Annotated in this window: 17 protein-coding genes and 1 pseudogene; 11 read left to right on the top strand and 7 right to left on the bottom strand. The window is 66.2% G+C overall.

The genetic code is table 11. The annotated features are described in order from the left end of the window. Window positions 1–124: 124 nt before the first annotated feature. Window positions 125–1,120: a helix-turn-helix transcriptional regulator gene (locus OHA88_RS00700; protein ID WP_328623752.1), complete on the bottom strand. Its 996-nt coding sequence runs from the start codon at window positions 1,118–1,120 to the stop codon at window positions 125–127. 90 nt (window positions 1,121–1,210) lie between these two features. On the opposite strand from OHA88_RS00700, the gene OHA88_RS00695 reads away from it, so the two are divergent. The 3 genes from OHA88_RS00695 (at window position 1,211) to OHA88_RS00685 (ending at window position 3,495) form a co-directional block, all read left to right on the top strand. After that, window positions 1,211–1,609 carry a VOC family protein gene (locus OHA88_RS00695; RefSeq protein WP_313935094.1) on the top strand — a complete coding sequence of 133 codons (399 nt, stop codon included), beginning with the start codon at window positions 1,211–1,213 and terminating at the stop codon, window positions 1,607–1,609. 363 nt (window positions 1,610–1,972) lie between these two features. Further along, entirely contained in the window at window positions 1,973–2,794 is an 822-nt protein-coding gene (locus OHA88_RS00690) for a hypothetical protein (RefSeq protein WP_328623751.1), read from the top strand. Between the two features lie 32 nt (window positions 2,795–2,826). Beyond that, window positions 2,827–3,495, top strand: a complete 669-nt coding sequence (locus OHA88_RS00685; RefSeq protein WP_328623750.1) for a hypothetical protein — start codon at window positions 2,827–2,829, stop codon at window positions 3,493–3,495. A gap of 18 nt (window positions 3,496–3,513) precedes the next feature. Here the strand turns inward: OHA88_RS00685 and OHA88_RS00680 are convergent, their stop codons facing one another. The 3 genes from OHA88_RS00680 to OHA88_RS00670 are packed head-to-tail and all read right to left on the bottom strand — an operon-like array spanning window position 3,514 to window position 6,916. Continuing rightward, window positions 3,514–4,113 carry a hypothetical protein gene (locus OHA88_RS00680; RefSeq protein WP_328623749.1) on the bottom strand — a complete coding sequence of 200 codons (600 nt, stop codon included), beginning with the start codon at window positions 4,111–4,113 and terminating at the stop codon, window positions 3,514–3,516. Between the two features lie 20 nt (window positions 4,114–4,133). After that, the gene (locus OHA88_RS00675) at window positions 4,134–5,726 is read right to left on the bottom strand and encodes a helicase associated domain-containing protein (protein WP_328623748.1); all 1,593 of its coding nucleotides are present in this window, start codon (window positions 5,724–5,726) and stop codon (window positions 4,134–4,136) included. A 56-nt stretch (window positions 5,727–5,782) separates the two neighbouring features. After that, a complete protein-coding gene (locus tag OHA88_RS00670) occupies window positions 5,783–6,916 on the bottom strand; it encodes an IS630 family transposase (RefSeq protein WP_328623695.1) in 1,134 nt (377 codons plus the stop codon). Window positions 6,917–7,056: 140 nt separating this feature from the next. On the opposite strand from OHA88_RS00670, the gene OHA88_RS00665 reads away from it, so the two are divergent. After that, window positions 7,057–7,656, top strand: coding sequence for a P-loop NTPase fold protein (locus tag OHA88_RS00665; protein ID WP_328623747.1), 600 nt, complete (start codon window positions 7,057–7,059; stop codon window positions 7,654–7,656). After that, window positions 7,619–7,872, top strand: a pseudogene (locus tag OHA88_RS44360) (tyrosine-type recombinase/integrase); the annotation flags it as partial. The gene OHA88_RS00665 and the pseudogene OHA88_RS44360, both read left to right, overlap by 38 nt. Window positions 7,873–7,977: 105 nt before the next feature. Here OHA88_RS44360 and OHA88_RS00655 read toward each other — a convergent pair. From OHA88_RS00655 to OHA88_RS00645, 3 genes are all read right to left on the bottom strand, one after another. Then, the gene (locus OHA88_RS00655) at window positions 7,978–8,277 is read right to left on the bottom strand and encodes a hypothetical protein (RefSeq protein ID WP_328629539.1); all 300 of its coding nucleotides are present in this window, start codon (window positions 8,275–8,277) and stop codon (window positions 7,978–7,980) included. Window positions 8,278–8,308: 31 nt separating this feature from the next. Continuing rightward, window positions 8,309–9,037 carry a transposase gene (locus tag OHA88_RS00650; protein WP_328623746.1) on the bottom strand — a complete coding sequence of 243 codons (729 nt, stop codon included), beginning with the start codon at window positions 9,035–9,037 and terminating at the stop codon, window positions 8,309–8,311. Window positions 9,038–9,132: 95 nt separating this feature from the next. Beyond that, complete coding sequence (locus tag OHA88_RS00645) at window positions 9,133–9,486, bottom strand: transposase family protein (RefSeq protein ID WP_328623745.1); 354 nt, start codon at window positions 9,484–9,486, stop codon at window positions 9,133–9,135. An 869-nt stretch (window positions 9,487–10,355) separates the two neighbouring features. On the opposite strand from OHA88_RS00645, the gene OHA88_RS00640 reads away from it, so the two are divergent. The 6 genes from OHA88_RS00640 to OHA88_RS00610 all read left to right on the top strand — a co-directional run bounded on the left by OHA88_RS00640 (window position 10,356) and on the right by OHA88_RS00610 (window position 20,405). Continuing rightward, on the top strand, window positions 10,356–13,295 hold the full coding sequence (locus tag OHA88_RS00640) for an IPT/TIG domain-containing protein (protein ID WP_328623744.1): 2,940 nt from the start codon (window positions 10,356–10,358) through the stop codon (window positions 13,293–13,295). A 1,095-nt stretch (window positions 13,296–14,390) separates the two neighbouring features. Then, on the top strand, window positions 14,391–15,782 hold the full coding sequence (locus OHA88_RS00630) for a class-II fumarase/aspartase family protein (RefSeq protein ID WP_443044140.1): 1,392 nt from the start codon (window positions 14,391–14,393) through the stop codon (window positions 15,780–15,782). Then, complete coding sequence (locus OHA88_RS00625; protein WP_328623742.1) at window positions 15,779–16,735, top strand: thiamine pyrophosphate-dependent dehydrogenase E1 component subunit alpha; 957 nt, start codon at window positions 15,779–15,781, stop codon at window positions 16,733–16,735. Before OHA88_RS00630 ends, OHA88_RS00625 begins: the two co-directional genes overlap by 4 nt. After that, a complete protein-coding gene (locus tag OHA88_RS00620; RefSeq protein ID WP_328623741.1) occupies window positions 16,728–17,729 on the top strand; it encodes an alpha-ketoacid dehydrogenase subunit beta in 1,002 nt (333 codons plus the stop codon). The genes OHA88_RS00625 and OHA88_RS00620 overlap by 8 nt, the downstream gene beginning before the upstream one ends. Window positions 17,730–17,796: 67 nt before the next feature. Beyond that, entirely contained in the window at window positions 17,797–18,819 is a 1,023-nt protein-coding gene (locus OHA88_RS00615) for a sugar ABC transporter substrate-binding protein (protein ID WP_328623740.1), read from the top strand. 59 nt (window positions 18,820–18,878) lie between these two features. Next, entirely contained in the window at window positions 18,879–20,405 is a 1,527-nt protein-coding gene (locus OHA88_RS00610) for a sugar ABC transporter ATP-binding protein (protein WP_328623739.1), read from the top strand. Window positions 20,406–20,418 lie beyond the last annotated feature (13 nt).

Raw genomic sequence — 20,418 nt, 5'->3', positions numbered from 1 at the left:
GTTTGCCATCGAAGTCGGACCGTGATCCATCTGGCGGTGTGGCTTCGACGGCGCGAAATAGCCCACGTCTCGTATCCGAGCGGCGCAGGGCTGACCGGTACCGGGGGGAGGGCTGAGCGATCCGTCATTCGTGAGGTGGGCTTCGCCGGGCAGAGTTCGTGAGCCGTTCGGCGAGAGCTTCGACGAGGCCGCGGAGCTCATCTGGGCGTTCGACGATGAAGGGCCGGTCCAGCGAGGCGAGGACAGCCGGCAGCCAGTCGAGCCGTTCCACCCGGAGTCCGACGCGGGACCAGCGCACGGTCTGCGGATCTGCGCTGCTCGGGGAAGGGAGTTCCTCCACGATCGCGATGCCGGCGGGAAGCCGGGTGTGGATCTGCTCGGCCGTCCCCTGGATCCGCAGGGTTACCTCATGCCGGTACGGAGCTGTGGCGAGCCCGGTCAGTACGCGCTTCGCCGGGTCGAGTCCGGCGGGTGGTTCGAACGAGCCGGGTAGGGTTCTCACCCCGGTGATGCGATCCAGCCGAAACGTCCGGTCCTCGCCGGCCGTGAGATCCGCAGCCGTGACGTACCACCGGCCCGAGTGGGCGACGACCCCGTGCGGGTGCAGTGTGCGTTCGCTGCGCCGGCCGTCGGCGGCTGTGTACCGGATCGAGATCGGCCGGTGATGGTTAACCGCGTCGGCGATCGCGAGCAGGACCGTGGATTCCGGGGCGACTGCCTCGCCGGGCCGATCCGTGAAGGCAAGGGAACCGAGCACGGCGTCGAGTCTGCGGCTCAGCCGCTCGGGCAGCACTCGTCGGATCTTGGCCGCCGCCGTCTCACTCGCCGTGTCCGTGGCCAAGCCGGCTCGCCGACCCGCGACCAGGCCGAGCAGCACGGCGAGCGCTTCGTCGTCGCTCAGCATGAGCGGAGGCATGCGGTAACCGGGGGCGAGGCGGTAGCCGCCGTAGCGGCCGCGCACCGACTCGACGGGCACATCGAGGTCGACGAGGTGACCGACGTATCGCCGTACGGTGCGTTCGTCGACGTCGAGCCGATCGGCGAGTTCGGTCACGGTCCGGATGCCGCCCGACTGCAGGAGTTCCAGCAGGGCGAGCACGCGGGCAACGGGGCGAGGCATGCCCCGAAGTCTCCCGCATATACCGGGCGGGTTCCGCCCGGTATTCGTCGTAGCTTGCGATCAGAAGCACCGACGGACCAGGAGAAAACCATGGACTTTGTCTCTATCCGCATCATCACGGGCGACGTCGCCCGCCTCGTCAACTTTTACGAGTGCGCCACCGGAGTATCTGCCGACTGGTCCAACGAGGACTTCGCGGAGCTCAGGACCACCTCGGCCACCCTCGCGATCGGCAGCACCCGCACTGTCCCCCTGTTCGCGCCTGGCTCCGCCCGCCCGGCCGACAACCACAGCGTCATCCTCGAATTCCTTGTCGACGACGTGGACAGCGTGCACAAGAACCTGACCGGCTTCGTGGAGGACTTCGTCAACGAACCCACCACGATGCCCTGGGGCAACCGTTCGCTACTGTTCCGCGACCCCGACGGCAACCTCGTCAACTTTTTCACCCCCGTCACACCGGCCGCCATCGAGAAGTTCGCTCGCTGAGCGACAACACAGCCGCCCGGCAGGCACACGGTTTCGCCGTCGGTCCAACTTCGTTGGCAAACGGTCCGGGTTCATTGTCACCGGACAGCTGGCTGCGCGGCCTGCGGCGAGTGCGCCCACCAGCCGGGACGGGTGTAACGCTCACCGGCAGTGAGCGTTGCGGGTGTCACGCTGCCGTGAAACGCGGCGTGGCACCCCGAGGGAGCGTGACACCCGGCGTGACACCCCGGAATCCGCCCACCGGTGGCCGAAAGATCGGGCCGAAAACGCCCGGACAGCACGGTTCCCGGGAATCCTCCGCCATCCGGCAAGTTTGGCAGCGCCCCCCTCGCCTCCGGGCATCACCACCTCGATGAGGTCTCGGTGCTGACCAATCAGGCGGCTTACCTGGCTGACGGGGCCGAGCACGCGATACGCCTCCAGTTGCGCGAGGACAAGCCTGATGCCACGTGGCGTACCACCGTCACCGGCATTGTTGAGTCCGAAGACTCCTACGCGCTCGTCGCAGTCAGCCTCGAAGTGTTTCCCAACGCCGAGGTGCCGCTCCCCGGCCGGCCACGCCTGGTTCGTGACCTCGTCCGGGACCTGAAGCCCGTGGACGGTCCGGCGTCGCTGACCCTTCATCCTCAAAGCGTCAACGCTGAGGCAACCGACACACTGATCGACGTCCTCTGCGACCCCATACGCCGCAGGCCCGTAATCGTGGCAGCCAAGCCGCTTTATCCCGATCAGTTGTGGACCGAGCGCATGGGGATAGCGATGCCGCTGTGTGCCGGTGCGGCCTCGCTGTACTTGCTCGCGGACACCGAAGCCGTTGAAGCGTTCCGTGCGGTGATCGGTGAGTACCACCGTGTAGCCCCGGGCTCGGTGCGAACGTTCCTTACCGAGGTGGATCCGGCATGGCCGAAGGATGCCTCGCGCCACCGGTTCTTGACCATGGCTCGAATGAGCGATCCGCAAGACAGCGCATGGCGTGGTCTTCCCCGTGCTGTTCACCGACTCTCCACCGAGGTTCCGCTGCCGGAGGCTTTGCGCGGCGCCCTCTGGTTCCCAGATGATGGCCAGCGCCACAGGAAGGAGAGACAGGCCGCTCTGGCGGCGGGCGCCCCTCCGATGAGCTGGCTGGGGCGCTCAAGGACGTCGAAGAGCTCAAGGCACTGCTGGCGCAGGCGGACGAGGAGCTGAAAGAAGCGGAACGCGACGCCCAACTGTCGGCGGTGAGCCTAGCCTCCCTGGAGGAGCAGCGGAACGCGGCTGTGGATCGGGCGGAGGGGGACATGGAGGAAGCCGTGCGGGCCTTGGATGGTACCGAGCGAGTACGGGCCGAGGCGGATGTCTTGCGGCGCCGACTCCGTGACGAAGGCCGCTACGAGGACGCCGTCGTTGTCGAGCCGCCGTCGGGAGCGCCGGACTCGTTCGAAGATCTGTGGGAACGGCTGGGCGCATTCGAGGGGGTCCTTGTCACGGCGGGCAAGAGCAAAGCCCTCGAACTGGACGAGGCGGAGCGGGCTCGTGTCTGGGCGGCGAAGGCATGGAACGCGCTGCGGGCGCTGGATTCCTACGCCCAGGCGGCGCGGGACGGGTTCAACGGCGGCTTCTACCAGCACTGCACATCGGACCGCGCAGGGGCGGTGAGATGGCCACACAAGCAACTGGTCCCGTGTGAGTCCGATACAACGATGAACAGGTGGGGCGCTGAACGGATCTTCGCTGTCCCCGAAGAGGTAGATCCAACCGGGCATAAGGAGATGCAAGCCCATCTGAGACTTGAGTCCAAAGGCAGCGCCTCGCCGAGGATCTACTTCCAGGACGACACGAAAGGTGTCACAGGGCAGGTCATCGTGGGCTACATAGGGCCCCACCTGACCAATACAAGAACCAACTGACCATGCCCTGACCGGGATTCAGTACTCCTGCGACCGGGTGGAGCACGGCCGCGGGCCGCCGATCCAGTACAGGGCGGTGTCCAAGTCGCGCGCCGTCCACCCTGTTGCCCGCTCCCCGCCCTGGCTCAGAAGGCGGTCGAGGAGATCCATGTAGCGGCCGTACCGCCCTGGTGCAGGGGTGAGCGTGAGGTCCAGAGAGTTTAGGGCTTGCTGCACGCGGCGGTCGTAGACCGCCATCCGTACCGGTGCCGCTGCTGCGAGGACTGCCGATGCCAATGCGTCGCCGGTACGGAACCCGGGGAGCTCCCCTATGACGCCGCGACCTGCGCGGGCTGCTTCGGCGCGTGAGACGTCCATGTCGCGGACCGTCTGGACGGCGCGTGTGGTGACCGTGCGTACATCTGTGTCCGGCCAGGACATGAGCTTCGACGCCCACGGGGTCCGCGCCGACAGCCTTTTCCACACCACCAGCGCCCCGATGTCGGCCTTCCCGAGACAGCCCTCCGCCTCTACGCGGCCTGCGACCTCCCAGAACACCTCGTCGTAGTGAGGCGAGACTTCGGACAGGTAGGACGCCTGAGCCGCGGCAAGCACGTCCCACACGCGACTGGCGCTCATCGATGGGTCCATCATGCTTCTCAACTCCATCTCATGCCGATTGTGGTGAGTTCTTCGACCCGCTCGAGTGCGAGGTTGGTTCTGCGGGCGCGGGAGTTAGCGATGAAGACTCCGAGGGCGTGGTCGGTGCCGTCGACGGTTTCGATGTGTGGTCGGGGGACGTTCAGGTGGCCTTCGCGGTGTGCGTACTGGCGGGCGGCGGTGAGGTTGGCGGCCCACATCTCGGCTCGGCTACGCCGTGGCGTAGCTGTTGTCCGGGCAGAAACCGGCACCGGTTCTTCGAGGGGCTCGAGTCCGAGCATCTCGGCGAGCAGCCACTGCTGCGCGGGCACCAGGGTGTTCCATTCGGCGCGCTGTGCTTGCGCCCAGTGGCCGATGTCCTCGCCCTGGATGAGCAGCAGGCCGCTCTCCTCGGGCAGAGGTCTGCCGCCGGACAGGTGGGTGCGGGCGAGGTGGAAGCGGCGTTGCCAGGCCACCGGCCAGCTAGGGCACCAGGACGGGTCGATGTCGTCCAGCTCCTGCCAGCGCTCCGCGCTGACGGAACTCGCCACCTGCCGATCTGCCTGCTGCTCTGGCGTCTCCGCGTTGCGGGCGCGGCGTGCGGCGGCGCGCTGGTTCTTCAGCCAGACGCCGACCGGGTAGTCCTGCCAGGTGGCTTCGTGCGGGGCGAGGAGGTGTCCGTGCTCGGCGGCCCAGCCGCGGGCTGCGGCCAGTCCTTCATCGAAGGCCACTGTGTAGCGGGACCAGATCATCCCGACCTCGTCGAGCTGCTGCACCCGGTCCTCTGCAAGATTGCCTTGCCGGTGCGTGCGCCGTTGTGCGGAGATCCACACCCCCAGCGGGAACCCGTCGGGTGCTGTGTGTCCATAAGGGACACGCAGATGACCGTGATCACTGTGGTAGGCGAGGGCGGCCTGCAGGCCCCGGCGCCAGTACTCGCCCTCGGGCTTGAGGACCCGCGCGGTGATGAACGCCGCCAGCTTCGCCGGGTCCCGCGGAGCGGAAAAGGACAGCAGCCCCTGCGCCGGCCCGCTGAGCCCTCCTCCACCGGCCTCCAGAGCGGTACCGCCGACCGACGGGCGACCGGCAGCCTGGGGGACAGCGAGCTGCTCGACCGCTTCGGTGTCGTGCGCGCGCAGTGCGGTCAGCACCTTGGCCAGGTCCGTGTAGGCCTTGGAAACGAGCATCTCGTCGGGCTCCTCTCCCGGCCCGAGAAACACCGGCACCACCAAGGAGGCCGTCTTGCCCTCTCCGGGCTGCATCCGCAGCGCCCGCCCCACAGTTTGAACGACATCGGGGGTGGAGCCCCGCACGTCCGCGAAGACGACCGCGTCGCAGTTCTTGGTATCGACACCCTCGCCGAGCACGCGCGCCGACGACAGCACGCATCGCTCCATCACCATCTCGTCCACGACACCCGTCGCGAACTCCTCCAACACCTGGCGACGGTGCGACGTCTTGTGCTCCCCGCACAACCAGTCCGCCCACACCGCCCCCGGCTCCGAGTACACCGCATCACCGGTCTCCCACAGAGACTTCGCTACCTGCGATAGCCCGCTCGCGAAGGCCTCCGCCTCACTGGTGCGAAAGTGGAACGTCAGCAGCCGGCGCAACCGATGCTCCGCAGCCGTCTTCAAAACCGCCTGTCAGTCTTCCGTCTAGTGCCGCCTCAGGCAACGTTTGCCCTGTCGACGACGGCTTGTAGGTGCTGGTCGTCGGCATGGCGGTTTCGCCAGATGATGTAGCGGCGGATCATGCTGCCCTGTTCCTTGTGGTCGGCGTGGTCCGTGCCGTCCAGAGTGAAGTAGCGCAGGGCCGTGAACTGGGCCTCGATGCGGTTGAGCCAGGAGGAGTTGGTCGGTGTGTAGGCGATCTCGACGTTGTTCGCGGCAGCCCAGGTGCCGACCCGCTGGCACCTTTTCGTGGTCAGGTGCGGGGAGAAGTTGTCGGCCACGATCGCGATCCGGACGGTGTCCGGGTAGAGGCTGCGCAGGTAGCGGCAGAACTCCAGGAACTGGGTGCGCTTCTTGACCGGTTTGATGTGGCCGTAGAGCTTGTCCTTGGCCAGGTCCAGGGCGGCGAACAGGTGTCGCACCCCGCCGTAGCGGTTGTAGGTCGCTCGTCGCCGTCGGCGCGGTTCACGGTCGGGGTCCTTGTGTGTGCCGCCGCGCTCGGCCCACTGCCGGCCCGGGTGGGGCATCAGGTTGAGCGGCCCGAACTCGTCCATGCAGAAGATGACTTCGGGTTCGCCGTCCTCGGGTATAACCTCGCCGTCGGCGATGGCGTACAGGTGCTCGACCCGCGCTTTCTTGGCCGCGTAGTCCGGATCGCGTGAGGTCTTCCAGGTCTTCAGGCGTTGAAACGAGACGCCTTCCTCGCGGAGCAGGATGCGCAGGCCCTCGTGGCTGATGTCGTCGACCACCCCCTCGGCGACCAGGAAGTCCGCCAGCTTGGTCAGGCTCCAGGTCGAGAACGGCAGGTCGTGCTCGGTCGGCTTCGACTTCGCGATCTTCTTGATCTCACGGCGCTCCGGCAGCGTGAACGTCTTCGGCCGGCCACCGGAGTACTTCGGATACAGAGAGTCGAAGCCGTCGGCGTTGAAGTTGTGGATCACGTCCCGGACCCGGTCGTCGCTGGTGAACGACACCTCGGCGATCTTCGCCACCGGCATGCCCTGCGCGGACAGCAGCACCATCTGGGCCCGCCGCCAGGTCACCACCGACCCGGCGCCTCTGCGGATAATCCGCAGCAGTCGCCGCCCCTCATCATCATCGATCTCTCGGACACGCACTCGTTCTGGCACCCGGACAGAATGATGCCCACGCGCCGTCCACTACAGCACCCGGACGGCGCGTCACATCACAACAGGGCAAACGTTGCCTGATCCGGCACTAGCAGCGAGTTCAGGCACGTCAAGCGGTTGCTCCATCTGCCCATCGTGCCGTGATCCGAGACCGGCCAAGCCCCGTCCTGGTGGTCATGGACGACCTGGACCGCCTGACGCCCGACGAGTTGCTCCTGGTCTTCAAGCTGGTACGCCTGGTAGGCCACCTACCGAACGTCTACTACCTGATCAGCTTCGACGAGCAGACTCTGCTGGACGTCCTGCGGCGCAGCGACCTGGTCGGGGACAGCGAACCGAGAGCCCGCGAGTTCCTGGAAAAGATCGTCCAGGTGCGGCTGGACCTTCCCGCGTTCCGCGAACGTAACGCCGACGTCTTGGTCGACCGCTCGCTCACCGCGGTCCTGCACTCACACGAGCTGACGATGATGCCCAACGAACAGCGACGGTTCTCCGAGGCGTATTTCCGGCATCTGCAGGGCCGCCTGCGCACACCTCGAGCGATCAAGCGGTTCTTCGGCCAGGTCGATGCCACCCTCGGCTCACTCGCCGGAAACGTGGATCTCGTCGACTTCCTCCTCGTCACCTTTCTGCGCACCAGCGAACCCGGCGCCTACCGGGTCCTCGGGCGGCATCGCGCCGAACTCACCGGCACCAGTTTCGATCCGCCGCGCCAGACTACGCCGCATCCGTTTCCATGATCTTCGACACTCGGCAGCGACACTCCTCCTGGAACAGGGCGTCGAACTCGTCGTGATCAAGAAGCTGTTGGGACATGCCCACATCGGCGTGACCGCGACGGTGTACGCCCATGTCCGACTCCGCCTCCAGCGCGCGCCCTCCGCAAACCCCACGAGACCGCCGTCCGGCCCGATGACGGCGACGAGCCCCCGCTCTGTGCAGCACTCGTCCGCTGACGTTGCCGTCAACTACTGCCGTCAAACACCCCAAGAGCCCCACCGGGAGGTTTCCCGGTGGGGCTCTTGGGGTTGCTCGCAGTCGGGTCAGAATGGCATCGCAGCTCAATTGCGAACAGCTGATGAAACCCAGACCGTCACGTCAGTCGCGATCCTCGACACCGTTCCTCCCGCAACGACGCGATGCTCTCGCCTTTCCGGGTTCCGATATTCCACTTCATGTCGCCCATCCGAATCCAGCGTCACGACCACGTACCACTGATTTTCGGACCCACGGGACTCAACGGTAAGGAACGAGTTGTCGGGATAGCGCAATTCGCCGATCAACTCGAACACTAGATCTTCCGAAATCCCGTCGTACGACTCGCCATTCTCTGACTCGATGATGTACGGGTTAGTCGACATGACGCCTCCAGCCTTCAACCAGGCAAAACATCTAGCCCCCGTCTCGATCCGCAAAGAACCTACCGCCAGTTACATACCGGAGATCTTCCTCCCAGGATTGCGTCGGGGAAACCGATCCGCGGTGCGGCTCCAAGTTCAACGGCCCAGGATGCCTCTCCGTCATATAGCCCTGTTCCTTGATCTCCTCCCATAGTTTCCAGGCGTTGGTGCAGCCTTCCTGCCATCGCTGGTCGAGGTAGGGCTTGTAGGCGTCGAGCTTGGTAGGGCGGCTCTGCCACTGACCGGTGAACAGCTGCCCCGGCGCGGTGGCACGGGAGAAACGGAGAACGGTGTTGAGGCCCATACCGAGCTGCCGTGCGATGGACCGCTTGCTGTGCCCGGCGACCAGGAGCGCGTGGACGGTGGCGTGCTTGGCTCGGGCGCGTTCGGCAAACCGATGACCTGTCGGCCACGGCGATGACCAGGTCGTCTCCGGCACCTGCTGTGGCTCTTCCAGCGGTGTCGGTGCAGTGCGCAGGCAGCCGCGGTGTCGGCAGACGCATTTCTCGGTGGCTTCGCCGAGGTTGTGCCAGAGGTGCCACCTGTCAGCGACCTGGAGTGCCTGCGGGGCGCCGCGGGTGGCGCCTTCGGCGTAAAAGAGGGCGCGGTCCCGGCAGATGATCTCGATCCCCGGCCGTTCGGCTAGCCAGGCCGCGAGGGTGTCCGCCTCCCGGTCCGGCAGGAGGTCCACCGGGCGGCGTGTCTCGACGTCGACGAGCACGGTTCCGTAGATCCGACCCTTGCGCTGAGCGTATTCGTCGACGCCGACAACGCGGGGAACGGCGGTGGGCGGGTCCGGCAGCGAGGTGATCAGCCTCAGCAGGGTGTTCCGGCTCGGACTCCGAAGGCGTCCGACATTCGGGCGCCGGCCCGTCCTGCGAGCGCGAGACCGACAGAGACGAGCGTCGATCGCAGCCGCTCCGTCCGCCGACCGAATCGACGGGTGAGGCCGGGCACCTGCTCGGCGAACGTCTTGCGCGAACAGGAGTCCGCCTCGCAGACGAACCGGCGCACCCGCAACGACATCACGACGAGCTTGCCCGACGTGGGCAGATCTCGGGGAAACCGCAGGTAGGAGCCGTGTATTCGCCCCGACCAGCACCCACAGCCCGGACAGGCCGCCTGCCCGGCCGTGGCCCGGGCCTCCACTCGGACATGTGTGTCAGCCACCTCGACCGACTCCACCGCCACGTTCTCAACCGACCAGAACAGCAGCTCATTCAGGAACCGGGCCCTGTGGCCGGCGTGGATGCAATATCTGGCACGTACAACCTTGTTCCAGCTCCCTATCGCTTCCTGTCACATCGAGAAGCCCGTTCCTGTTAACGCCTTGTGTCCGACTGAAGCTGCCGCCTATGCTGCGTCCACCCGTCACGGGTTGAATTGGTCGCTTTCCTCTAAATCGCATCGCCTCCGGGCGCTCGTCGTAGTTTTCCACCAACTGCAACAAGGGGTGCGGGCTATGTAGCAGATCAATCGATTGACTAGCGCTAGGTATCCAGTCACAGCTCGGCAGAGCCGTCGTCGGCGCACTGTAATTCGCCAGGATGGACACCACTAGCGATGCCTTTTAGTGCTGCACGTGGTTGGCTCGACGATCCCGTCGGCACCGTCCGGGGCTGTAACCGCCGCCCATTGCCAACAGGAAGGGCTGTCCGGGCGGTGTGCTGCCGGCCCAGTAGCGCGTGGCCGGCTGCACGTTCGGAGCCATGTGCACGGATGCCCCGCAGGGCCACGCCGGAACCTCGGATGCGAGCCCGAGGGCCGCCGGCGTCGCCCGGCGCGGTGCCCGTACAACTGGGCACCACCCCATTCACTCACTGTTTTGACGGTGCCCGTCGCGCACCATGATCAATCGTTTGACTCGTCAGTTGCCAGCAGTACGGCAAGGGCGGGGATGACGGGCGGCACACCGAGCAAATCCAAAATGATGGCCGCCTGCAGTCGTCTTCTTCGAAGGCGGGTCATCGGTGCCGTTCAGTTTCAGCGTCAGCAGTCTTTTCGGAGAACAATCGTTTGACTAGGAGGGTGTTACGCATATGAAGACACTGGTAGGAGGGCGTATCGCACTGACGATCGCCCTACTCTGCGCGGCCCTGGCGATCGCGGGCGGATTCTCCGCTCCGGCGCGGGCCGCGGTCCAGCAGACGGTGTACGTGTCGCCGAGCGGTTCGGGAAGCGCGTGCACCTCCGCCGCGCCGTGCTCGCTCACCCAGGCGCAGTCGTCCGTGCAGGACCTGGCTCCGTCGATGACCGGGGACATCGTGGTCCAGCTCGCCGACGGAACCTACCGGCTCGACTCGCCGCTCGACCTCACCGCCGCTGACAGCGGCCGGAATGGCCACACGGTGATCTGGCAGGCCGCGCCCAACGCGCACCCGGTACTGAGCGGGGCGAAGAAGATCACCGGCTGGTCGCTCGCTGACTCCAGTAAGAACATCTGGAAGACAACCGACATTCCTGCGAACCTGAACACCCGGCAGCTCTATGTCAACGGGCTGCGCGCCCCGATTGCACAAGGCGCACCACCGGTGGGCCTGACAGGCAACACCACCGGCTACACCGCCGCGGATTCCACCTACTCGACCTGGCGCAACCCGGCCTCGTTGGAGTTCGTCTACCCGGCGGGCAACGGGCTCTGGACCGAGAGCCGGTGCAGAGTCGGCAGCATCTCCGGAACGGCGATCACCATGTCGCAGCCGTGCTGGAAGAACGTCACGCAACGTCCGGCCGGGGCGAACGGTGGCTTCCCGTTCCCCTCCATGTCCACAACCACCAGGCCGACTCGTATTGAGAACGCCTACGAGTTGCTGCACGCCGGGCAGTGGTATCTGGACAAATCGTCCTCGACGCTGTATTACATACCGGCCCCGGGCCAGAACATGCCGACGATCGACGTCGAGGCCCCGAGTATCGAGTCGCTTCTCACCGGCACCGGAACGCTGGGCTCGCCCATCCGCGACATCACCTTCAGCGGGCTGCAGTTCGCCTATGCCACCTGGAACGGCCCGAGCAGTAACCTCGGTTTCGCCGAGGTCCAGGCCAACCTCACCATGACCGGCGCGACCACCGACCCGCCGCAGGGAACCTGCAACTTCAGCAGCCCTGCCGGCACCTGCCCGTACGGTGCCTACACCCAGGAGCCCGGCAACGTCTCCTGGAAGTACGCCCAGTACATCACCTTCGAGGGCAACACCTTCACCCACCTCGGTGCGGCCGGCCTCGCCTTCGGCGACGGCAGCCAGCACAACACCATCATCGGCAACGTCTTCACCGACATCTCGGGAATCGGCGTCGAACTGGGCAGCGCCGGCAACCCGAATCCGACAGACAGCAGAGAGTTCAACTCCTACAACACCATCAACAATAATCTCATCACCCGCATAGGCGTCGAATACCCCGGCGCCGTCGGCATCCTGCTGTTCTTCACGCAGCACACCCAGGTCGCACACAACGACATCCATGACGTCCCGTACTCGGGAATCTCCAGCGGCGCGGTGGCCGGGCACGCCGATACAGCGGCCCACCCGAACCTGACAACCAACGTCAACTCCACCAACGACATCAGCTACAACGTCATCTACAACTACATGAACACTCTTGCCGACGGCGGGGCCATCTACCTGGAGGGCCACCAGAACGAGACGGTCCTCAACACGGACAGCACCGTCAATGAATCGGCGAGCTTCGCCGGAGGCCTGACAGTCACCGGCAACGTCGTCTACAACCAGGGCGGCGACTTCTTCGCGTACTACAACGACATCGGCAGCCAGTGGATCACTTACAGCAACAACGTGCAGTGGAGCGCACCCAACGGAAACGGCGGCTGCTACCCGGTCGGCCACATCTCGTTCACCGGCAACTACTATGCCAACCCGATCAACCAGCTGCCGTGCGGCTCCTCGGTCGACATGCAGTTCTCCAACAACACCCAGATCCCGGGCTCTCCTTCCGCGGGAGATCTGCCGCAGTCGGTTCTGTCGGGCGCAGGTCTGGAGCCCGCTTACCAGGGCATCGCCACTAGTGCCACGCCACGGCTGGGGTACGCGTACCCGCGCACCGGCAGCGCGACCGCGGGCCAGCAGGTCCTGGTCGCGGGCAGCGGTTTCTCCTCCGGTACGCAGGTCACTTGGGGCTCGGCGTCGGCGACCTCGGTCAATGTGCTCTCCTCTGAATTCCTGATCGCTACGGCTCCGGCCGGCGCAGCCCTCTCCCAGATTGCCGTCGCGACGGGGGGCGGGAAAACGCTACCCGTGGTCGACGACACGAACTCGGGTATCAGCTATACCGGGAGTTGGACGGCGCAGACCTACAACGGCAACTTCGGCAACACCCAGCACTACACCACCACCAACGGCGACTCGTTCAGCTACACGTTCAGCGGAACGGGCATCGACTACATCACCGCAATGGACACCAACCGCGGTAACGTCAATGTCTATATTGACGGCGTGCTGAATCAGCAAGCCAACTGCTATGCCCCGAGTACGCAGCCTCAGCAGGTCTGCGCGAGTGTGCGCGGCCTGAGCAGCGGAAGCCACACGATCAAGGTGACGAAAGTCGACGGCACTTACATGACCCTCGACGCGCTCATCGCCTACGTCCAACCACCGTCCGATTCCGTGATCGACGACACGAACTCGGGTATCAGCTATACCGGGAGTTGGACGGCGCAGACCTACAACGGCAACTTCGACGACACCCAGCACTACACCACCACCAACGGCGACTCGTTCAGCTACACGTTCAGCGGAACGGGCATCGACTACATCACCGCAATGGACACCAACCGCGGTAACGTCAATGTCTATATTGACGGCGTGCTGAATCAGCAAGCCAACTGCTCTGCCTCGAGCACGAAGTTGCAGCAGGTCTGCGCGAGTGTGCGCGGCCTGAGCAACGGGAGTCACACGATCAAGGTGACGAAAGTCGACGGCAGCTACATGACCCTCGACGCACTGCAGCTCTCGGGAGGGTAACCCTGAAGCTGCCGCGCCGACTGGTGTGCTGCTCAGTACCGCCGACCTGCCGTTGATCGGTCTTGCGGTTGAGCGCACGATGTACGGAGCCGCTTCGGCCAGGCGGCCGCCTCGCTCAATGCCGAGGCGGCCGCCTGTGAGCGTGGTATTTCCGTGCGCGACGCGCACAGCATGTAGGGCATACATGACCCGCGGTGCCTACGGAACCGCGGGCACCGGATGACCCGGTCTCGGGGTATCACTTGCACCGCGAGCGGCTCTCAAGTTGGCGAGTCCTCAGGTGGCCTCGAGGGGCGAGATCGTCGGGGCGCTGATGGGAAACGACCGCGCGGTGCTCATAGGCGTCGACGTCGACGGCCCGGTCCAGGCCGCGCTGGTAGACGGTGCGTGTGCCGACAATGTCATCCGTGCAGGTCAACGGCCAGATAGGCAGCCGTTAGGGGAGTCTCCGCGAAGCCGGAGTTGAACGCGTTTCGAGCAGGCTGCCGGATTCGTAGAACGCGTTCAGTTCCCACCTTTAAGGAGCAGGCGCCTCGATCGGCCGCAAGTACGCTGACCAGAGCGGACGTGGTTCTCGGCACCTGCAATGCCGCGTGACCTGCGGTGACGGCTTTTCGAGCGGCGCAAGATGACCACTTACGTCACGGCGAGACGCCGATCCGCACCGCGCGCTTGTTCCAGCAGCCAACGGGCCGGACGGATTGCGGACCGACGCACGAGCGCAGGTCACGTCGGCGCTGGCAGCGTTGCTGGCATGACGAAGCTGGCGGCGCTTGCGCGCGAAGAGACACCGATCGATGTCGAGAGTGACGGCGGTTGCGGGTGGGATGCCGGGTTCGTTGAGGATGCTCCACGCGGTGGAGGCGGCGATCTTGATGGCGAGCGAGGCCAGTTCGCCGTGCGTGCGCCGACAGCCCACGAGGAGTTTTCTCGAGCGAGACGCAGCACCAGTTCACGGACAGAGCGGACGGTACGCGGTCGCCAACGGTCGCGTTCCGACTGTGCGACACAGACTCTTGCGCCTGGATCGCACCGCCCCTATGGTTCAGTCAAACGTTTGAGTCAAGCGATTGACCGACGATTGCTGAGGCATTTGTGACCTTTGATCTATTGACCGCTGTCGGTGCTGATGAAGAGATGGCGGCCGTCTTTTCCGAGCAGAGAGCCGTGGCGGACTGGCTTGTGGTTGAGGCTGCCCTGACCCATGGTCTGGCGGCCGCCGGTGTCGTCGAGGGCGATACGGCTGAGCGGATCATCGCCGCCTGTCGGCCCGAGGTCGTCGACACGGAGGGACTCTGGTCGCAGTCCGCTACGGTCGGATACCCGATCTTTCCCTTGGTGCGGATGATCTGCGCCTCGCTGGACGACGAGGCTGCCGGCTTCGTGCATTTCGGCGCGACGACCCAGGACATCATGGACTGCGCGCTGGCGCTGCAGCTGCGGGATGCCGCCGGGCGGCTCCTCGACCTTGTCGGACAGCTCGGTGACGGGCTTGCGGTGCTGGTACGCCGGCACGAAGGCACGCTCATGGCCGGTCGTACTCACGCTCAACAGGCCGTGCCCACCACGTTCGGCGCGAAGTGCGCGGTGTTCCTGGACGAGTTCACACGTCACCGGGAGCGGCTGACCGTGGCCAGGCAGCGGGTGTCGGTGCTGTCCTTGTTCGGCGCCGGAGGCACTTCCGCCGCGCTGGGCGAGCGTGCCGCCGTTGTGCGTGATGAGATGGCTCGCCGTCTCGATCTGGCCGCGACCGAAGTGCCGTGGCATGTGGCCAGGGACCGGGTGGCCGAGTTCGCCATGGCCGCGGCACTGGTGACTGCCACCTGTGTGCGCCTGGCACGGGAGATGGTGGACCTCTCCCGTACCGAGATCGGCGAGGTCGCCGAGGCGGACGGCTTGTACCGGGGTGCGTCCTCGACGATGCCGCAGAAAGCCAATCCGATCTCCGCGGAGCTCACCATCGGTTTCGGGGTTATGGCCCAGGCCGCCGCTTCCGCGATGCTGCGCGCGATGGAGGCGGGCCATGAACGGGCGGCGGGGGAGTGGCAGGTCGAATGGCAGGCACTGCCCGCAGCCTCTGCCTCCGCGGCGGGGGCACTACGCGCGGCTATCGCATTGACCAGCGGCCTTCGTGTGTTCCCCGGGCGGATGCGCGCCAACCTGGACGCCGACGGAGGCAGGATCATGGCCGAGGGGTACATGATCGCGCTCGCATCCCAGCTGGGCCGCGACCGCGCACACGAGGTTCTCTACGAGGCGGTGCGCCGATCGCGGGAGAAGGACCAACCCCTTGTAGCCACCCTGCGGTCGAGCCTGGACGCGGAGGCATGGTCCGCTCTGGAACCGGTGCTGCCGACCCCGTCGGACTACCTCGGCTCGACAACCCAGATATGCCAGGCAGCGGTGACCGAGTGGCGCCGTGGCGCGCAACCGGATTCTACAAGGACAGATCCCGTCGTCATCACGGAAGAGGAGGGAAACGAATGACTTCACACCAGCCGGCTGAGATCGGTGATCTGGCGGCGATGCAGCGTATTCGCAGCTTCGAGGAGAAGACACGGGAGCTGAGTCTGGCTCGCCAGATCATCGGATCCGTGCATCTGTCCATCGGCCAGGAGGCCATCCCCGTGGGCGCCTGTGCTGTGTTGCAGCCGCAGGACGCCGTCTTCGCCACCTACCGCGGACACGGTTGGGCGCTGGCCCGCGGAGTACCGCTGGCGCCCAGCTTCGCCGAGCTGTTGGGGAGGAGCACCGGTCTCAACGGCGGCCGAGGTGGCTCGCCCTACTTCTCAGCTCCGCAGTACGGATTCTTCGGTGAGAACTCCATCGTCGGAGCCGGCGCCCCGATCGCGGTCGGTGCCGCGCTGGCCGCCCGGTACGACGGGTCGGGCCGCGTGGCGGTGGTGTCCTTCGGGGACGGCGCCACCAACCAGGGTGCGATGCACGAAGCCATGAACTTCGCCGCGGCGTTCTCACTCCCGGTGGTCTTCGTCTGCGAGAACAACACCTACTCGGAGCTGACGCCCATCGCGGAGATGGTCGGTGAACCCGAACTATGGCGTCGAGCGGCGGGCTACGGCATGCCCGGCTCCCGGATCGACGGCAACAGTGTGACCACCGTACGCGACGCGATGGCCGCCGCGGTGGACCGAGCCCGCGCCGGTGAGGGGCCAAGCTTCATCGAGGCGATGACGGAGCGTCTGGTCGGCCACTACATCGGCGATGTCGAGCACTACCGGCCCGCCGGTGAGGTGGCCAGTGCCTGGCAGCGCGAACCGATCGGGCGGCTGGAGCGGGAGTTGGTGGCCCAGGGTGTGACCGAGGCCGTCTGCCGGGCGGCTGTTCAACAGGCGGCCGACGAGGTCGAACGGGCCGTGGCCGAGGCGCTGGCGGCGCCTTTGGCTTCTGCGGAGGACGTGAAGGAGCACTTGTATGCCTGAGACGGTGAAGTTGAGGTTCGGCGAAGCGGTCAACGCGGCACTGCGAAGGGCCATGGAGACTTGGCCCGAGGCACTGCTGTACGGCGAGGACGTGGCTAAGCCCGGCGGCGTCTTCGGCGTCACCAGGCGGTTGCGCAATGACTTCGGTGAGCGCGTCTTCGACACTCCGATCAGCGAGAGCGCCATCATAGGTTCCGCGGTCGGTGCGGCGATGATGGGCCGACGGCCGATCGTCGAGATCATGTGGATCGACTTCACCCTGGTGGGCATCGACCAGGTGATCAATCAGGCTGCGAACGTGAGGTATGTGTCGAACGGAGCGCTCAGCGCCCCGCTGACCATCCGGACCCAGCAAGGCGCCACGCCCGGCTCGTGCGCGCAGCACTCGCAGTCGCTTGAGGCCCTGTTCGCTCACGTTCCGGGGCTGCGGGTCTGCCTGCCCTCGACCCCGCAGGACGCCTACGACCTGCTGCTGTCTGCCGTGGCGTGTGACGACCCCACCTTGGTCATCGAGGCCCGGGGCCTTTACGCCGGAGAGCGGGAAGAGGTCGTCATCGGTGGCCCGATCGCTCCCGTCGGCGGCAGTCGGCACCGGCAGCACGGATCCGATCTCACCATGGTGACCTGGGGCGCGACGGCAAGGACGGCAGCCCAGGCGGCCCAAGCCCTGGCCGCGGAGGGCATCAGCACCGATCTCATCGAAACCGTCTGGCTGAACCCCTTCGACACCGACGCGGTGCTCAGCAGCGTCGAGCGAACCGGCCGGCTTCTGGTGGTTCACGAGGCCAATGTCACCGGTGGCTTCGGGGCCGAAGTGATCGCCCGGGTCGCCGAATCAGGCGTCGCACTGCGGGCCGCTCCGGGCCGACTGGGCCTGCCCGATCTGCGGGTGCCCGCGGCTCCCCATCTGTCGGCCGCGGTCCTGCCCACCGCCGACCGGATCACCGACGCGGCCCGCCGGATCGTTGCCGGCACCCCCGTTTTTTGCCGCTAGCCGCAGCTCCCTGCCATTACCTAGCCCCGTCTCCCATGACCCCTGCACGGAAAAGGAAAAACTTGCCATGAACAGATATGGAAGATCACTGCGCCACCGGGTAGTGCTCGCCGGGGTGACGGCTCTTGCCCTCGCCACGACCGCAGCCTGCAGCGTGTCGACGAACACCGCCGACAAGGCGCCGTCCGCCGCCGCCAAAACCAAGAGCGGTTCGCTGACGATCGGTCTGGCCAACCAGCAGGAATCGGTGACCTTCCCGGCTGCTATCGCCAAGGGTGCTGAGGCGAAGGCCGCCGAGCTGGGGGTGAAGCTGGTCGACATGGACTCGCAGGGCGACCAGGCCAAGCAGGCGAGCCAGGTCCAGGACCTCATAGCGCAGAAGGTCGACGGCATCCTGCTGACGCCGCTCTCGCCCGGCCCGGCTCAGGCGCTGGTGGACCAGGCGACCGCAGCCGGGATCCCCGTCGGCACCGTGCACGGCTACGTGGGGGCTGATCGCAAGGTTGAAGTTCCCTACGCCAAGCTGAAGTTCGTGCTGGACGAAAATGAGCTGGGCGCCGGAGGCACGGCCGGGGAACTGGCACTCAAGGCCCTGCCCGGCGGAGGCAAGGTCGCGGTTATCACCGGCGCGGCCGGATTCGTGGAGAACACCACCCGGGTCACCAAGTTCAAGGCCGCCCTCGGCGGCGCCGGCGCGGACAAGTACACGATCGTCGCGACTCAGCCAGGCAACTGGACCAAGCAGGACGGTCAGTCCGCCTGCCAGAACATCCTGGCTGCCAACCCCGGAATCGGTCTGTTCTACGCCATCTCCGACGACATGGCCGTGGGCTGCGCCGCCGCGGTGAAGTCGGCCGGCTCCAAGGCGAAGATCATAGGCATCGGCGGTTCGAAAGGCGGCATCGCGGCGATCAAGTCTGGCGACCTGTACGGGACGGTCTGCTACAAGCCCTATGACGAGGGCGCCATGGCAGTGCAGATGATGCACGACGCACTGACCGGCAAGCTCACCGGTGCGCCGAAGACCACCTTCTACAACACCCCGGGCGTCACCGCCGCCAACGTCTCCAGCTGCACCCCGCAGTGGTGAACGCCTGACTCGGGCACCGCGCCGACCAGCACACGCACACCACAAACCATGAGGCCAAGATGACCGATCGCCGCAGCGCCCCTCCGCCGGTACTCGCTATCACCGACGTGCACAAGATCTACCCCAGTGGCACCCATGCCCTGCGAGGGGTCTCCGTCAAGGTGCGCCCCGGCACCGTTCACGGCCTCATCGGCGCGAACGGCGCCGGCAAGTCGACGCTCATCAAGATCATGTCAGGGGTGCAGACCGCCACCAGCGGCACGGTCGCGTGGCGGGGCGAACCAGTGACCTGGACCAGCCCCGCCCACGCGCTGTCCGCCGGACTGGCGGCCGTCCACCAACACACCCCGCTGGTCGAGGTCATGACGGTGCTGGACAACGTCTTCCTTGGCCGGCACGACTCCGCCCGATGGGACGCCGCTGCCCGCGCCGATGAGCTCACCGCACTGTGCGAGCGGATCGGCTACCACCTCGACGCCACCGCAACAATCGGCCAACTGTCGGTGGGCGCCCGGCAGATGGTCTCCATCCTGCAGGCACTGGCCCGCGATCCCCAGCTGGTCCTGCTCGACGAACCGACCGCAGCCTTGTCGCCCACCGAACGGGAGGTGCTCTTCCGTACGGTCCGCCGGCTACGTGACCAGGGCACCACCTTCGTCTATGTGTCCCACTTCCTCGACGAGGTCCTGGAGCTCACCGACCACATCACCGTGCTGCGGGACGGCAAGGTGGTAGTCGATACCGAGACCGCCGCGAGCGGCAAGGACCAACTGATCACCGCGATCGTGGGGGAGAGGCTGGCTCGGCTGGAGGAGGCCCGGCTGGAGGAGCAGCCGCCGCCCGCCGCCTGCATGCGGGGCGAGCCGCTGCTCACCGTGGAGGGGCTTTGCTCACCAGGACGTTTCGGACCGGTGAACCTGAACATCCATGCCGGCGAGGTTGTGGGTCTGGCCGGACTGCTGGGCAGCGGTCGCACCGAACTGCTCGAAGGGATATTCGGTGCCGACCCGGCGGCCTGCGGCAGCATCCGGGTGGCCGGGCGCGCCCTGCGTAAACCCTCACCGCGTACCGCAGTGCGCCGAGGTCTCGCACTCGTTCCCGAGGATCGCTCGCGTCAGGGGCTCCTGCCCGACTGGGAGATATGGCGCAACATCTCCCTGCCATACCTGGCGAGCATGTCGCGGTACAGGCAGCTGCCGGAACGTCGTCGTGAACGAGACCTCGCCACGCGTGCGATCGCAGATCTGCGCATCGCCGCCCCGTCGCCGGAGGCCCGGGTCAGTGAGCTCAGCGGGGGTAACGCGCAGAAGGTCGTCTTCTCCAAGTGGCTCTACGGCCCAGCCCGGATCTTCTTGCTCGACGAACCCTGCGCCGGGGTCGACGTCGGCGCCAAGGCCGACATTATCCAGCTCGTCCGGCGTCTCGCGGCGGCCGGGAACGCGGTGCTCATCGTGGCCTCGGAGTTCGAGGAACTGCTGAGCGCATGTGACCGCGTACTGGTGATGCGCCGTGGAGAACTGATCGCCGAGCGCGAGGCACTCCACACGAACCTGCACGAACTCACCGCTCTCGCCAGCGGACTGTAAGAAAGGCGTCCAG

It is taken from the genome of Streptomyces sp. NBC_00353, assembly GCF_036108815.1.
GTDB lineage: Bacteria > Actinomycetota > Actinomycetes > Streptomycetales > Streptomycetaceae > Streptomyces.
This window is presented reverse-complemented; position numbering and strand designations above follow the sequence as displayed.

What these genes read in the sequence shown, in the direction of transcription:
- OHA88_RS00615 (WP_328623740.1), top strand. Translation starts at nt 17,797, where the DNA reads ATGAACAGATATGGAAGATCACTGCGCCACCGGGTAGTGCTCGCCGGG.
- OHA88_RS00620 (WP_328623741.1), top strand. Translation starts at nt 16,728, where the DNA reads ATGCCTGAGACGGTGAAGTTGAGGTTCGGCGAAGCGGTCAACGCGGCA.
- OHA88_RS00640 (WP_328623744.1), top strand. Translation starts at nt 10,356, where the DNA reads ATGAAGACACTGGTAGGAGGGCGTATCGCACTGACGATCGCCCTACTC.
- OHA88_RS00625 (WP_328623742.1), top strand. Translation starts at nt 15,779, where the DNA reads ATGACTTCACACCAGCCGGCTGAGATCGGTGATCTGGCGGCGATGCAG.
- OHA88_RS00655 (WP_328629539.1), bottom strand. Translation starts at nt 8,277, where the DNA reads ATGTCGACTAACCCGTACATCATCGAGTCAGAGAATGGCGAGTCGTAC.
- OHA88_RS00695 (WP_313935094.1), top strand. Translation starts at nt 1,211, where the DNA reads ATGGACTTTGTCTCTATCCGCATCATCACGGGCGACGTCGCCCGCCTC.
- OHA88_RS00680 (WP_328623749.1), bottom strand. Translation starts at nt 4,113, where the DNA reads ATGAGCGCCAGTCGCGTGTGGGACGTGCTTGCCGCGGCTCAGGCGTCC.
- OHA88_RS00700 (WP_328623752.1), bottom strand. Translation starts at nt 1,120, where the DNA reads ATGCCTCGCCCCGTTGCCCGCGTGCTCGCCCTGCTGGAACTCCTGCAG.
- OHA88_RS00610 (WP_328623739.1), top strand. Translation starts at nt 18,879, where the DNA reads ATGACCGATCGCCGCAGCGCCCCTCCGCCGGTACTCGCTATCACCGAC.